Origin of the sequence: Pseudomonas sp. AM8 (assembly GCF_036346475.1) — a bacterium.
Lineage (GTDB): Bacteria > Pseudomonadota > Gammaproteobacteria > Pseudomonadales > Pseudomonadaceae > Aquipseudomonas > Aquipseudomonas marginalis.
Genome location: NZ_JAOTNX010000009.1, coordinates 175,674 through 188,646, shown reverse-complemented (window position 1 = coordinate 188,646; position 12,973 = coordinate 175,674). Strand labels below are relative to the sequence as shown.

The window sequence follows — 12,973 nt, the reverse complement described above, 5'->3', positions numbered from 1 at the left end:
CAGGCCACTAGCATTGTCGGTCCTGACCGTTAGATGTTCCTTTGCCATGTCCCGTCCCCCCCGTCCCGATTCGCGCCGCCCTGGCGTGAAACCTCCGTATTCTGCCGCGCGCCGTGTTGCCAAGGCGCCGCCGGCCGAGCCGAAGTTGATCCTGTTCAATAAACCCTTCGATGTGCTGACCCAGTTCAGCGACGAAGGCGGGCGTGCGACGCTCAAGGACTTTATCGACATCCCCGGCATCTACCCGGCAGGTCGCCTGGACCGTGACAGCGAAGGTCTGTTGTTGCTGACCAACGACGGCCAGTTGCAGGCGCGTATTGCCGACCCCAAGCACAAGCTGGCGAAAACCTACTGGGTGCAGGTGGAGGGCGAACCCACCGAAGCATTGCTGCAACGCCTGCGCGACGGCGTAGAACTCAACGACGGCAAAACCTTGCCCGCCGAGGCCCGGCGTCTGGATGAGCCGGCGTTATGGCCACGCAACCCGCCGGTGCGCTTTCGCAAAAACCTACCGACGTACTGGCTTGAACTGGTGATTCGAGAGGGGCGTAACCGCCAGGTTCGGCGCATGACCGCCGCCGTGGGCCTGCCGACCTTGCGCCTGGTGCGGGTGCGTATCGGCGATTGGACAATCGACGGCCTGGACCAAGGCCAATGGAAGGAAGTACCCGCGCGTTTATAAAGCGCCGGACTCGATCAGGCCGATCACCACGCTCTTGATGATGAACGCGGCCACGCCCAGGCCCAGTACGAAAAACAGGATGAACGAACCAAAGCGCCCGGCCTTGGATTTCTTCGCCAGGTCCCAGACGATAAAGCCCATGAAAATGATCAGGATAGTGACCAGGCCGGTCATCATCCATTCTTCGAACAGGGCGGGGTCGATGTTGTTCATGGGCTCTTCCAACGGGGCAGGCGGCAAGTATACGGCAGTGCCATAGGCGCAACATTGACCTGCGTCGGTGCGTCGCACGCAGACTTCACTGTTGGAACACAGGCCAAATGTGGGAGGGGGCTTGCCCCCGATAGCGGTGTGTCAGGCTGTGTATCTGGTGACTGATACTCCATCGGGGGCAAGCCCCCTCCCACATTTGATCTTCATTGTTCATGGGATCAGGTGCGCAGGTGGGTCAGCGGCAGCTCGGTGCTGTTGAGCACCTGGTTCAGCACAAAGCTCGAGCGCACGCTGGTCACGCCTTCGATCCGGGTGAGGTGGCCCAGCAGCAGTTTCTGATAATGGTCCATGTCCGGCACCACCACTTTCAACTGATAGTCCGCATCCATCCCGGTGACCAGGCTGCATTCCAGCACCTGGGGCAGGGTGCGGATGGCCGCCTCGAAGTTCTCGAAACGCTCGGGGGTGTGGCGGTCCATGCCGATCAGCACATAGGCCGTGAGGCTCAGGCCGAGCATCTTGCGGTCGAGCAGGGCGACCTGGCGTGCGATGTAGCCGTCGTCCTCCAACTGCTTGACCCGGCGCGAGCAGGGCGAAGGCGACAGGCCGATACGCTCGGCCAACTCTTGGTTGGAGATCCTCGCGTCGCGCTGCAATTCCGCCAAAATACTCAGGTCGTATCGGTCAAGCTTGCTCATTGGGTTGGCCTTTGTCGTAACTATTGCGGTGAATTATCCATGAAGGGTTAAAAATTGCGCAAGCACTGTTTATTGACGCAATCTTCGCAATCATCTGTCCGGCGCTGGCCTGTATCTTTATCAACAGAATCACCGCCTGGACAACAGTCCACAGCAGCTCGCCCAATCAGGCGTGCTGCGGCCGCCACCCCAGCAGGGTCGAGCCGGCCTCCAGGCTGCACACTGTCCACAAGACGGCGTGAGGTGAGCCAACGTCAAAAGCGTTGAGCATGGACGAAGTTCTCAAGGGGTGGCCGACGGGTCACCCCTTTTCTTTTACCTTAAGAAAATTGTTCTTGTGACTGATAACCTGTCTCAGAACCGGGTGAGGCTTTTCCAGTCTTATCTATGAGGCCGGACCTTCCAGGCCCTTATCCGCAGTGAGGAATAGCATGAAGCGCATCTGGCGTATGGCAGGTGTAGGTTTGCTGATAGTCACCGTCGGCACGCAAGTGATGGCCGACGAGCCGCGCCCTGAGGGGGGCGGCCAGCATGAAAGAGGGCCGGAGGGTAACGAACAGTCGCGCCCGCAGAATAACCAGCCGCGTCCACAGAACAATCAACCCCGGCCGGAAAACAATCAGCCCCGTCCACAGAACCCGCATTTTGATCGTGCCGAGCAACCGCCCCACGGCGGGCAGTGGCAAGGTCGCCCGCCAGGTGCCGAACAGCCTCGGCCAGCCCCGCAGCCTGCGAATAACCTGCCGATCCAGAGTCGCCCCGATACCGTGCGCCAGACCCAGGAGCCGCGTCAGGGTTACTACCGTGACATTCCTCGACGCAACGACGACAACCGCAATTGGGAGGCCGGCGGCCCAGGTTCGCGGCCGGGCTACAACGGGCATCCCAACGATAACCGCTGGCCAGGTCGCCCCGATGGCCATGGCAACGGCTGGGGCCCTGGCCCGCAATATCGTCCCGGTTATACCGTCGACCGCTTCCCCGACCGCAATTACCGCGTGCCGTACCGTGGCCAGGATTACTTCTTCTCCGGCGGCTACTGGTACCGCCCCCAAGGCCCGCGCTATGTGGTCGTGGCGCCGCCGTATGGCATCCGCGTGCATTACTTGCCCGACTACGCGCGTGAAGTGTGGGTGGGTGGTTCGCTGCTGTTCCTGGCCGCCGGCGCCTACTACGCCTACGAACAAAGCACCCAGCAATACGTAGTGGTACAACCGCCGACGCAAGTGCTGGCACCGCAGCCAGCACCCCAAGGCAATGGTTATGATGTGGTGGCCTATCCCGCCAACGGGCAGTCACCGGCGCAAGTGCAGCAGGACGGCTACGACTGTTATCGCTGGGCAGTGCAACAAAGCGGCTTCGACCCGCAGGCCGTCACCTACGCGCCTGACCCGGCGGTGGTGCAAACCTACCGCCAGGCCCAGGGCAACTGCCTGAGCAGTCGCGGGTATCAGGTGCAATAGGGACAGCTGCAAGCTTCAAGCTTCAAGCTTGCGGCTTATAGCTTGCAGCTTGTACCTGATCCGCAGGATCCGCATGCACCAGCACTTCGGCGCGCGGGTAGGCTGCGTGAATGGCATCGGCGGCCTGGTCGCTGATGCCGTGGGCCACTGACAGCGTCAGCTCCCCCGGTAGTTCCAGGTGCAACTGCACGAACCAGTGGTTGCCGGAGATGCGCGTGCGCAGGTCATGGGCACCCAACACCCCCGGTACGCTTCGCGCCAGTTCCAGCATGTGCTGGCTGACGTCCGGCGGCAGTTCCTCGTCCATCAACACCGCAAAGCTTTCCCTGGCGATCTGGATTGCGCTCCACAAAATGTAGGCGGCGATGCCCAGGCCGAACCAGGCGTCGACTTGATGAAAGCCTATGCCCGCCAGCACCAGCGCCACCAGGATGCTGCCGTTGAGCAGCAGGTCCGAGCGGTAGTGCAACGAGTCCGCTCGCACGGCATTGGAGCCGGTTTCGCGCACAACCCGGTGTTGCAGCATCAGCAGCGCCACGGTCAGTACCAGGGAAAACACGATCACCCCAATGCTCAGCCACGGCGCGCCAACCGGTTCCGGATGCTGCAGGCGCTCGTAGGCCTGCAAGGCGATCAACACCGCACTGCCACCAATGAACAACGCCTGGGCCATGCCCGCCAGCGACTCCGCCTTGCCATGGCCGTAACGGTGATCGTCATCGGCCGGGCGCAGGGCGTAATGCACGGCCAGCAGGTTCAGCAGCGAGGTCACGCCATCGAGCAGTGAGTCGGTCAACCCGGCGAGCATGCTCACCGAGCCGCTGAGCCACCAGGCAATCGCCTTGGTGACGATCAACGCACAGGCCACGCCCACCGAGGCGCGGGTGGCCAGGCGTAATAGCCGGGCGTGTTCGGGACTGCTGGTCATAAACGATCCTTAGGCGGCGGGTTGCAGGCCCAGGAGCGCAAGTTGTTGCACGCTGCCCTTGAACTGGATCATGCGTGGATCGTCCAGCGGCAGGGTGCGACCGGTTTCCTTCTGGATGATGCTTTGCAGCTTGGCGTTGTCGACCTTGCCGTCGGCGCCGATGGCTTCGTGGAGTTTTTCCGGGTCAACCTGGGCAGTCTTGCCGGGTTCGAAATAGATCGCGCCCGTGGCGAAGTCGACGCCGAATGCGATCAGGCCAGGGATCACGTAGAACAACAGGCCCACGGCATCGAGCACGGCAATGGTCGGGTCGATCTTGCCATCGATCTGGCCACGGCGGTCGGGGTAGAAAATCGACCCGCAGGCGGTGAGTTGGCTCAGCAGGGTGACGGCGAGGACACCGCCGATGACACGGGAAGCGATACGCATGGAAAATCTCCTGTAAGAGCGAGCTTGCTCGCAAAAGAGGCTAAAAATAACGCTTGGGCTTGAATGTGCGTGGTGCTCTTGGACTTATGCCGTCGGCATCAACATCTGATACTTGGAACGCCGTAAACAATCTGAAACGTCACAAATAATTATATGCAGTAGCAATCTACTGCTTGCTTGTTATGCAGGCCGTGACATATATTGCCGCAACATTACAGAAGAGCTCTACAGCGTTGACCTTATGAAGCTTACCAAAATTCGCACGGCAGTGGTTTTTAGAAGCAACCCACCTCAGGAAAATCCAGACGGCAATGTGCGTGCGGTAGCGATCAGAGACCTGGTATCAAGCAAGCCACTGCATTGGCATGAACTCCCTCGCGTGTGGCTGGATGAAAAATATCTGTCCCATTGCCTGCGTCCAGGCGACGTTGTCCTGCCCTCACGCGGAGACTATTACAAAGCCTGGTTTTTTGAGGGCGCTGAAGAGCCTGTGTTTCCAATGGGGCAGTTGAACGTAATTACCCCCGAAGCCAACTTGAATGGTCGTTTCCTTGCCTGGTATCTCAATCAGCCCGCAACGCAGGTAAAGATAAGTGTGATGTTGACGGGTACCGGCATTAAGGCACTCACCAAATCGGCCCTGCTTTCCTTGGAAATCGAAGTTCCGGCGATGGACAGGCAAAAGCAAATTGCTGAAATGGACGAGACCACGGAAAAGATGGCCGCTATCAGGCACCGTTTGAGCGAGCTTGATCGATTGGAAACGACATTTCTCACTAACCTCATTTTGCGAGAGGGGGTTCGCCATGCTTGATCAAGACAGGAAAGGTGAAATTGACGAGGCTGTTTTGCGAAGTGCCGATGTCTTTCGCGGGTACGGTGATCCGATTGAAAGCGTCAGCTTCACCATGGCGCTGCTCTTGCTCAAGTACTTGTCCGATGTGCTTCTTGACGAGCCTCGCAAAGAACATAAAGCGATGGAGGACGCGCGCTTTATTGTGCCTGAGAAAGCGGACTTCTATCGATTACTGAGCAATGCTCGCGAGCCGGGAAATGGCAATCGTCTGAACCAGGCTCTTGCTGCATTGCAGAGTGCTAATTACGAATTGAAAGATGCCTTTCTGGGCATAGATTTCGACTCCATCGTACTGGGTAATGAGACGCCAAAAGACCGTGCCCTGGGTAGCCTGCTTCACGCATTAAATTGTGACGCGCTGGATTTTCGCCCTGTTCGAGATGGCGCGAAAGAGGCTGCAGCTTGGGCGTGTGACGCGGTTTTGACGCATGCCTCAAGCAACAGTGGTAAGCGAGGTGGTGAGTTTTTCACGACGCCGCAGATTTCCAGGTTGATGGCTCGTTTGATGCGGCCCGTAGGGGGTGAACGCATAAGTGATCCGTTTTGTGGCGTGGCTTCCACACTGATTGCCTGCAACGAATATGCTCTGAAATCGCCTTGCACGTGGGGGTGTTCACTCTATGGGCAAGAAGCTAACGGCAGTACTTTATCGTTGGCGCGGATGAGTATGATCCTTCACGGTGAAACCCATTTTCGGCTGGAGTGGGGAGATACGCTACGCAATCCAAAGTTGGTGGAGGCGAACGGCGATCTGATTAAGTTTCAGGTGGTGGTCTCTCATCCTCCCTTTTCCGTTCGGGACTGGGGCCATGAAGATGCTGAGAGAGATGGATATCGGCGTTTTTGGCGAGGTGTTCCTCCGCGCACTTCGGGTGACTACGCGTACATAAGCCACATGGTTGAAACGCTCGCATCTGAAGTTGGGCGCATGGCTGTGCTCGTGCCTCTGGGGGTGCTTTTCAGAGGCGCCGCAGAGCTGCAAATCAGAAAGCAATTTATCGAAGAGAATTTGGTTGATGCAGTGATTGGTCTGCCGGCCAAAATGCTGTCGTACACATCAATCCCGTTGGCAATTCTGATTCTGCGTAAGAACAAGTCGGGTGATGATGTGCTCTTTATAGATGCCAGTCGTGATTTCCAGCCAGGAAAGATTTGGAACTCGCTGCGCGATGCTGATCTGGATCGAATTGAGCAGACTTACGATAACCGCCAAAGTGTAGAGCGTTATGCAACGCTGGTTTCACGCACGGAAATTGAAGCGAATGATTACAACCTCAATGTGGCCCGCTATGTCGAGATAGCCGAGGATGAAGAGCAAATTGATTTAGCGATCTTGCGGGCGGAGCGTGCTCAACTCAAAACAGAACTTGAAACACTTGAGGCGAGGTTGACACAGCTTCGTGAGTGGGTCGGTCATGTCTGATCATTAACGGATCGGTGAAAATCATCAGAAACAAAAAAGCCCACCGAAGGGTGGGCCTTTTTTTGAATCACTTTCGTACGTCCGTGGGGGGAGGCTTTCGCCAACAAGTCCCTCGGCTAGTGAGTCGACTATAGGGAAGTACTGGGATGTCGTCAATGTCATTGTCATCGACAGCTACGTGCGCCGTCCAGCCAGAGATGGCTGCGGCGGCGCAGATTGCGGGCTTGGAGCCTATTCTCTTTATGGGAGCTGTACCCGAGATGCGCCACCTTCAAGCCTTGCGAGCGTCTCTTTCAGAGGCAAGAATTGCGACGTATGAGTCGGCCACTGTGGGTGCGGGTTTGCCAATAGAGCGTGCAGTAGAGCTTTATGCATGGAATGCGCAAGTATCCGGTGTCTTTCTGATCCCCTTACATATCTGCGAAGTGGTTGTACGAAATGCTGTCTCCGAGGCGCTGATTCTTAGATACGGGTCTGAATGGCCGTGGAGTGTTGGCCTGTTGCGCAGCCTTCCTACTGGCGCAGGGGCGAGATACGACGCGAAGATGGACCTGGGTCGAACCCGTGAAAAGCACCGAACAACGGGTGGCGTTGTTACAGAGCTCAAAAATGTATTTTGGGAAAAACAATTCACCAAGCGAAATGATCAGCGGCTATGGGAGCCCTATCTTTTCCAATTGTTTCCCAACCTTGATCCCAGTGGATCAGTGAAACTCCATCGACAGCGAATTGCTTGCGACTTGGAGACGATACGCCACCTGCGAAATCGAATTGCCCATCACGAGCCTATTTTCAATCGCAATCTCCACAGCGATTTACAGAAAATTTGTGAGCTGGTCGAGTTCCGTTGTTCTGATACGGCATCCATGATGCTCCAGGCTCAGCGTGTAATGGAGGTTCTGAAAGCGCGACCGTTTTGAGTCGTGCATTAGAAAGGGCATTGTTATCATTCCCGACCTATTCGGGAGCCAGTATGAATTCGTTGCCCATTGATGATGTTTTACCCGCCCTGCGTGACGCCTTGGCGAATCGCCATGAAGCCGTGCTGGAAGCGCCGCCCGGCGCCGGTAAAACCACCCGCGTGCCCTTGGCCTTGTTGAATGAGCCTTGGCTGGCGGGGCAGACCATCCTGATGCTCGAACCCCGACGCCTGGCCGCCCGTGCCGCCGCGGAACGCCTGGCCAGCGAACTGGGGGAGAAAGTCGGTGAAACCGTCGGCTATCGCATCCGTCTCGACAGCAAGGTCGGGCCCAACACGCGCATCGAAGTGGTCACCGAAGGCATCCTCACCCGTCGTTTGCAGGACGATCCGGCACTGGACGGTGTCGGTCTGCTGATCTTCGACGAATTCCACGAGCGCAGCCTCGACGCCGACCTGGCACTGGCCTTGAGCCTGAACGGCCGCGACCTGTTTCGCGACGAGCAACCGCTGAAAATCCTGCTGATGTCCGCCACCCTTGAAGGCGAGCGCCTGGCCAGCCTGCTGGACGATGCGCCGATCCTGCGCAGCGAGGGGCGCATGTTCCCGGTGCAGATGCGTTGGGGGCGGCCGTACCAGGCCGGTGAATTTATCGAGCCGCGCGTGGTGCAAACCATCCTCGAAGCCCTGCACGATGAAACCGGCAGCGTGCTGGTGTTCCTGCCGGGTCAGGCGGAAATTCGCCGGGTCAACCAGCAACTGGCCGACGCCCTGGGGAATAGCCCTGACGTGTTGCTTTGCCCGCTGCATGGCGAGCTGGACCTCAACGCCCAGCGCGCGGCCATCGATCCGGCACCGGCCGGTAAACGCAAAGTGGTGCTCGCCACCAACATCGCCGAGACCAGCCTGACCATCAACGGCGTGCGTGTGGTGATCGATGCCGGGTTGACGCGGGTGCCGCGTTTCGACCCCGGCAGCGGCATGACCCGCCTCGACACCCAGCGCATCTCCCGCGCCAGCGCCACCCAGCGCGCGGGCCGGGCCGGGCGGTTGGAGCCGGGGGTGTGTTATCGGTTGTGGTCCGAAGACCAGCATGAAGGGCTGGCCGCGTATGGCAGTGCGGAAATCCTCGCCGCCGACCTCGCTGGCCTGGCCTTGCAGCTGGCGCGCTGGGGCGTCACGCCCCCACAGCTCGTGTGGCTCGATGTGCCACCCACCGCCGCCTATGCCCAGGCCCAGGATTTGCTGGTACGCCTCGGGGCCTTGAATGACGAAAAACTCACGGCACATGGCCAGAAGATGGCCGAGCTGCCGGCCCATCCACGCATCGCCCATTTGTTGCTGCGCGGGCAGGACCTGGGGCTGGCGGCCACGGCCTGTGATGTCGCGGCACTGTTGGGCGAGCGCGATATTTTGCGTGGTGGCGGCGCGGATTTGCACAGCCGCCTGGCGCTGATGTCCGGTGAAGAGCGTGCGCGCGGTACTCAAGGCGGCGTGCAACGCGCCAAGCAACTGGCGCGGCAATACCGTGGCCATTTGAGAGGCCAGGCGACCCGGCCGGTGGCCGACCCCGACCACCCGCGCTGGCTCGGCGCCTTGCTGGCGCTGGCCTACCCGGACCGTGTCGCCCAGCAACGTCGCCCCGGCGGTGCCGAATATCGCCTGGCCAATGGCCGCGCGGCATTATTCGCCGAGGCCGACAGCCTGATGAAACAACCTTGGCTGGTGATCGCCGACCTCGGCAGCCGCCAGGGCCAGCGTGAAGAGCGTATTTATCTGGCGGCGGACTTCGATCCGGCGCTGTTCGACACGGTGCTCGCGGAACAAGTGCGCAACGTCGATCAACTGGACTGGGACGAGCGCGAAGGCGTGCTGCGCGCCGAACGCCAGCGCAAAGTCGGTGAACTGGTGCTCAGCCGCGAACCGCTCACCGGCCTCGACGAAGCCGCGCGCAGCCAGGCGCTGGTCAACCTGGTGCGGCGCAAAGGCCTGGAGCTGCTGCCCTGGACCCCGGAACTGCGCCAATGGCAATCCCGCGTCCTGCTGTTGCGCCAGTTGGACGCCGGCAAAACCAGCGAATGGCCCGACGTCAGCGACAGCGCCCTGCTCGCCGGCCTGGAGCACTGGCTGATGCCCTACCTGGGCAAAGTCTCGCGCCTGAGTCACTTCGCCAACCTGGATATCTCCAGCTACCTGCACAACCTGCTGCCCTGGCCGCTGCCCCAGCGCCTGGACGAACTGGCACCGCAGCATGTGAAGGTGCCATCGGGTTCATCGGTGCGGTTGGACTACAGCGAACAGCCGCCGATCCTGGCGGTGCGCTTGCAGGAACTGTTCGGCCTGGCCGACACCCCGCGCATTGCCGGCGGGCGCCAAGTGGTGAAGTTGCACCTGCTGTCCCCGGCGCGGCGGCCGGTGCAGGTGACCCAGGATCTGGCGAACTTCTGGCGCAGTACCTACGCCGAAGTGAAGAAGGATCTGAAGGGCAGGTATCCCAAGCATTACTGGCCGGATGATCCGCTGATAGCCGAGCCGACCGCGCGGATCAAACCCCGAAAGTAAGCGTGGCAGAGATTCAAATGTGGGAGGGGGCAAGTCGAATCGTCGCACCGGCCCTCCCACATTAATCTTGTTGTGTGGGTTATTGCGCGGCGGGCAACAGGAACCGCGCAATCACCGGCAGATGGTTGGAAATACGCAACGTATCCTCCTGCCGCACCTTGGCCTCCACCCGCTTGATCCGCGGGCTGTAGAACAGGTAATCGACGGTGCGATCCGGGCCATCGATGCTCGGGTCATTGGGAAAGTACGTCAGCCATTTCTCACGATCAATCCCACTGGATTGGCTGTTGCTCGGGATCATCGGGTACTTGTCCCACAGTAAATGCAGCTCGCTGTCCGGCGAATACTGCCCGCGCTTACCCGCCTCCAAACGCAGGAACTGCCCCAGGGGCAGCAGGTTGAAATCGCCGCCGATCAGCCAGGGCGTGCCACGGCCTTCGAATTTATCCAACAGCTTGACCGTGCTGATGACCTGTTCCTGCACCGCACTGCGCCCCGGCGCGTCGCCATCCAGGCGGGTGTTGAGCACCGCCAGTTGGCCGCCATCGCTCAGCGGCAGGTAGGTCAGCAGCAAGGCCGGCTTGGGTTGGAACTGGCGGCTGATGATATTGGCCTCGGGCGCCGGCAATTGCAGGCGTTCGGCGTGTTCGATCTGGTAGCGGCTCAGGGTGGCCAGCTTGCGGCCGACGCTGCCGAAGATATGCCGGTCGGGCACGAAGTCGGCTTTCCAGTCGAAGGCCTGGGCACTGCACGGGTAGAGGTCGACCAGGCGCTCCTGCAAAAGCGCCAGTTGGTCCTGATAGTGGGAAGGCTTGGCGTTTTCGTCGAGTTCCTGCAACAGCAGGATGTCGGGTTGTTCATCGCGAACCACCCGCGCCACTTCGTCGAGGCTGGCGGCCATGTCCTCTACGGTGGGGCGGTCGTCCGGGCCGCTGCCGTCGGCAGTGTCGTACCAGAACACGTAGTTCTTGCCGGCCAGGTATTGCACGTTCCAGGTCATGACCTTGAGCGCCTGCCCGGGCAACAGGGTTGGCGCACGGGGCGCGACGCAGCTGACGGGCAGGGTCTCCTTGGCGGCGGGGCGCCAGGTCAGGCTGTAGATCAGGGCCGTCAGCAGGCTTGCGACGATCAGCAGGCCCAGCAGGGTGATGCGCAATAAACGGGTCATCGGCTCGGCTTATGGCGTTTCAGGAGTGGCGTGGAGCATATCACCGCGCGTCGGCATCGCCACCGATCAGCATGAATAAACGGAACAGCACCACGCTGGTGAACAGTTGCAGGAAGCTGTGGGCGCTGTCCATCAACAGCCCCAGCAACGGCGCGGGGTTGGGATAGGCCGCGACGCTGGCGCCCTTGAGCAGCCACAGGGGCGTCATGACACACAGCAGGCACACCAGGATTCGCCAGAAATGCCCACGGGTCAGGCGCAAACTTTCCTTCATCGCCTCCAGCGCCGGCATGCCGCGCAATACCAGCAGGTACTCGGCGAACGCCAACACCACCATCAGCCACAGGCCCGGCAGGAAATACAGCGACAGGCCTAGCAGAATCAGGAGGGTACTCATGGCGGTCAGCAGGGCGAAGCGCGGCCACAGGGTCAGGGCCATGGCCCAGATGTCCTTGGTGCGCGGCGACTCGCCACGGGTGCGCGCGTCGAGAAACAGGATCAAGGCACCGGTGTACAGCGGGTACACCAGCAAACCCACCACCACGCTGTAGCCGGGGAACGCATCCGCGCCGAGCGTGTGGTCGAGCAGCTGTTGCAACAGGGCTTCGAGGATCACCAATGGCAGGCACAGTTGGACGATTGCGCCCAGGTTACCTCGGGTAAAACGGAAGGAGTCACGCAATACGTCTAACGGATTCATCGGGTTCATCGCAGGCCTGAAAGCAAGGGCAACACTTTAACCGATCATGGCCAGCGGTAAGCAAATGTAAACCTTGAGTAAAGACCATTGAAACAACTCGTAACACCCCCATAACGGTTAAGCACCTGGCCTGATCACAGGCAAGGCCACGATTTCTACCGGCAATCTAACGAGGTCGCCATGAACAGCGAAGAGCAAACCCTGATCGATGGACTGTTTTCACGGTTGCAGCAAGCCGAAACGGACTCAGCCCCCCGCGACGCCCAGGCCGAAGCGCGGATCAAGGAGCATATGACTCGCCAACCGGCCGCCGGGTACTACATGACCCAGTCGATCCTTGTTCAGGAACACGCGCTCAAGAGTCTCGACGCGCAGAACAAGCAACAGGCGCAGCAGATCCAGCAATTGCAGGATGAGTTGCAGCGGACCAAGTCCGCACAAGCGGCCCCGGCGAGCGGCGGTGGTTTCCTGTCGAGCATCTTTGGCGGCGGTTCCCGTGATCCGCAACCGGCCCAGACCGCTCCGGCCTCTTCCGGCGGCGGCTGGCGTGAACCGGCGCGGCCGTCCTTTGGCCAGCCAGCGCCGCAACAGAACTATCAGCAGCCGCAGCAACCTGCCGCCGCGCCCATTGGCAGCGGATTCCTCGGTGGCGCGATGAAAACCGCCGCGGGCGTGGCCGGTGGTGTGTTGCTGGCCGAAGGCATCAGCAGCCTGTTCAACCACAACTCGCAACAGCCGCAGGTGGTGGAAGAGATCATCCGTGAAGAGCCGGCGCCCGCCAGTGACAACGGCAACTGGGGCAACGACGACCAGAAGTTCGCCGGCAATGACAGCTGGGGCAGCGACAATGCCTCGGACAGCTTTGCCGACAGCGACTATTCCGACGATTCCTCTTCCTTCGGCGACGACGATTCCTTTGTCTGACCCTTCCG

The 12,973-nt window shown here is 60.2% G+C and carries 13 protein-coding genes; 7 read left to right on the top strand and 6 right to left on the bottom strand.

Annotated features, from left to right (window positions below; genetic code table 11):
- Positions 1 to 46: 46 nt before the first annotated feature.
- Entirely contained in the window at positions 47 to 682 is a 636-nt protein-coding gene (locus V3W40_RS21580) for a pseudouridine synthase (protein WP_092488475.1), read from the top strand.
- Here the strand turns inward: V3W40_RS21580 and V3W40_RS21575 are convergent.
- Together V3W40_RS21575 and V3W40_RS21570 are read right to left on the bottom strand one after the other, a co-directional pair.
- A complete protein-coding gene (locus V3W40_RS21575; RefSeq protein WP_025999909.1) occupies positions 677 to 886 on the bottom strand; it encodes a DUF2788 domain-containing protein in 210 nt (69 codons plus the stop codon). The two genes, V3W40_RS21580 and V3W40_RS21575, sit on opposite strands and share 6 nt — an antisense overlap.
- Before the next feature lie 227 nt (positions 887 to 1,113).
- Positions 1,114 to 1,593: an Lrp/AsnC family transcriptional regulator gene (locus tag V3W40_RS21570; RefSeq protein WP_003194418.1), complete on the bottom strand. Its 480-nt coding sequence runs from the start codon at positions 1,591 to 1,593 to the stop codon at positions 1,114 to 1,116.
- A 431-nt stretch (positions 1,594 to 2,024) separates the two neighbouring features.
- Between V3W40_RS21570 and V3W40_RS21565 the strand changes: the two genes are divergently transcribed.
- On the top strand, positions 2,025 to 3,056 hold the full coding sequence (locus tag V3W40_RS21565) for a DUF6515 family protein (RefSeq protein ID WP_330215632.1): 1,032 nt from the start codon (positions 2,025 to 2,027) through the stop codon (positions 3,054 to 3,056).
- Positions 3,057 to 3,078: 22 nt separating this feature from the next.
- Here the strand turns inward: V3W40_RS21565 and V3W40_RS21560 are convergent, their stop codons facing one another.
- Together V3W40_RS21560 and V3W40_RS21555 are read right to left on the bottom strand one after the other, a co-directional pair.
- Positions 3,079 to 3,984 (bottom strand): cation diffusion facilitator family transporter, encoded by a 906-nt coding sequence (locus tag V3W40_RS21560; RefSeq protein WP_065924986.1) that lies wholly within the window; start codon positions 3,982 to 3,984, stop codon positions 3,079 to 3,081.
- 9 nt (positions 3,985 to 3,993) lie between these two features.
- Positions 3,994 to 4,413: a hypothetical protein gene (locus tag V3W40_RS21555; protein ID WP_027605268.1), complete on the bottom strand. Its 420-nt coding sequence runs from the start codon at positions 4,411 to 4,413 to the stop codon at positions 3,994 to 3,996.
- Positions 4,414 to 4,654: 241 nt separating this feature from the next.
- Between V3W40_RS21555 and V3W40_RS21550 the strand changes: the two genes are divergently transcribed.
- The 4 genes from V3W40_RS21550 to hrpB all read left to right on the top strand — a co-directional run bounded on the left by V3W40_RS21550 (position 4,655) and on the right by hrpB (position 10,173).
- On the top strand, positions 4,655 to 5,227 hold the full coding sequence (locus V3W40_RS21550; protein ID WP_065946567.1) for a restriction endonuclease subunit S: 573 nt from the start codon (positions 4,655 to 4,657) through the stop codon (positions 5,225 to 5,227).
- The gene (locus V3W40_RS21545; RefSeq protein WP_065924988.1) at positions 5,220 to 6,692 is read left to right on the top strand and encodes an HsdM family class I SAM-dependent methyltransferase; all 1,473 of its coding nucleotides are present in this window, start codon (positions 5,220 to 5,222) and stop codon (positions 6,690 to 6,692) included. Before V3W40_RS21550 ends, V3W40_RS21545 begins: the two co-directional genes overlap by 8 nt.
- Before the next feature lie 155 nt (positions 6,693 to 6,847).
- The gene (locus tag V3W40_RS21540) at positions 6,848 to 7,612 is read left to right on the top strand and encodes a hypothetical protein (RefSeq protein ID WP_235865611.1); all 765 of its coding nucleotides are present in this window, start codon (positions 6,848 to 6,850) and stop codon (positions 7,610 to 7,612) included.
- Positions 7,613 to 7,665: 53 nt separating this feature from the next.
- A complete protein-coding gene (gene hrpB / locus V3W40_RS21535) occupies positions 7,666 to 10,173 on the top strand; it encodes an ATP-dependent helicase HrpB (protein ID WP_330215631.1) in 2,508 nt (835 codons plus the stop codon).
- Between the two features lie 79 nt (positions 10,174 to 10,252).
- On the opposite strand, the gene V3W40_RS21530 is transcribed toward hrpB, so the two are convergent.
- Together V3W40_RS21530 and V3W40_RS21525 are read right to left on the bottom strand one after the other, a co-directional pair.
- A complete protein-coding gene (locus V3W40_RS21530; protein ID WP_330215630.1) occupies positions 10,253 to 11,341 on the bottom strand; it encodes an endonuclease/exonuclease/phosphatase family protein in 1,089 nt (362 codons plus the stop codon).
- Between the two features lie 40 nt (positions 11,342 to 11,381).
- The gene (locus tag V3W40_RS21525) at positions 11,382 to 12,041 is read right to left on the bottom strand and encodes a YciC family protein (RefSeq protein ID WP_065925008.1); all 660 of its coding nucleotides are present in this window, start codon (positions 12,039 to 12,041) and stop codon (positions 11,382 to 11,384) included.
- A 180-nt stretch (positions 12,042 to 12,221) separates the two neighbouring features.
- Between V3W40_RS21525 and V3W40_RS21520 the strand changes: the two genes are divergently transcribed.
- Positions 12,222 to 12,965, top strand: coding sequence for a DUF2076 domain-containing protein (locus tag V3W40_RS21520; RefSeq protein ID WP_330215629.1), 744 nt, complete (start codon positions 12,222 to 12,224; stop codon positions 12,963 to 12,965).
- The last annotated feature ends 8 nt before the right edge of the window (positions 12,966 to 12,973 follow it).

Excerpts from the sequence above, each read along its gene's own strand:
- V3W40_RS21555 (WP_027605268.1), bottom strand. The coding sequence starts at position 4,413 with ATGCGTATCGCTTCCCGTGTCATCGGCGGTGTCCTCGCCGTCACCCTG.
- V3W40_RS21545 (WP_065924988.1), top strand. The coding sequence starts at position 5,220 with ATGCTTGATCAAGACAGGAAAGGTGAAATTGACGAGGCTGTTTTGCGA.
- V3W40_RS21525 (WP_065925008.1), bottom strand. The coding sequence starts at position 12,041 with ATGAATCCGTTAGACGTATTGCGTGACTCCTTCCGTTTTACCCGAGGT.
- V3W40_RS21520 (WP_330215629.1), top strand. The coding sequence starts at position 12,222 with ATGAACAGCGAAGAGCAAACCCTGATCGATGGACTGTTTTCACGGTTG.
- V3W40_RS21565 (WP_330215632.1), top strand. The coding sequence starts at position 2,025 with ATGAAGCGCATCTGGCGTATGGCAGGTGTAGGTTTGCTGATAGTCACC.
- V3W40_RS21540 (WP_235865611.1), top strand. The coding sequence starts at position 6,848 with ATGTCATTGTCATCGACAGCTACGTGCGCCGTCCAGCCAGAGATGGCT.
- V3W40_RS21530 (WP_330215630.1), bottom strand. The coding sequence starts at position 11,341 with ATGACCCGTTTATTGCGCATCACCCTGCTGGGCCTGCTGATCGTCGCA.
- V3W40_RS21580 (WP_092488475.1), top strand. The coding sequence starts at position 47 with ATGTCCCGTCCCCCCCGTCCCGATTCGCGCCGCCCTGGCGTGAAACCT.
- V3W40_RS21560 (WP_065924986.1), bottom strand. The coding sequence starts at position 3,984 with ATGACCAGCAGTCCCGAACACGCCCGGCTATTACGCCTGGCCACCCGC.
- V3W40_RS21550 (WP_065946567.1), top strand. The coding sequence starts at position 4,655 with ATGAAGCTTACCAAAATTCGCACGGCAGTGGTTTTTAGAAGCAACCCA.
- V3W40_RS21570 (WP_003194418.1), bottom strand. The coding sequence starts at position 1,593 with ATGAGCAAGCTTGACCGATACGACCTGAGTATTTTGGCGGAATTGCAG.
- hrpB (WP_330215631.1), top strand. The coding sequence starts at position 7,666 with ATGAATTCGTTGCCCATTGATGATGTTTTACCCGCCCTGCGTGACGCC.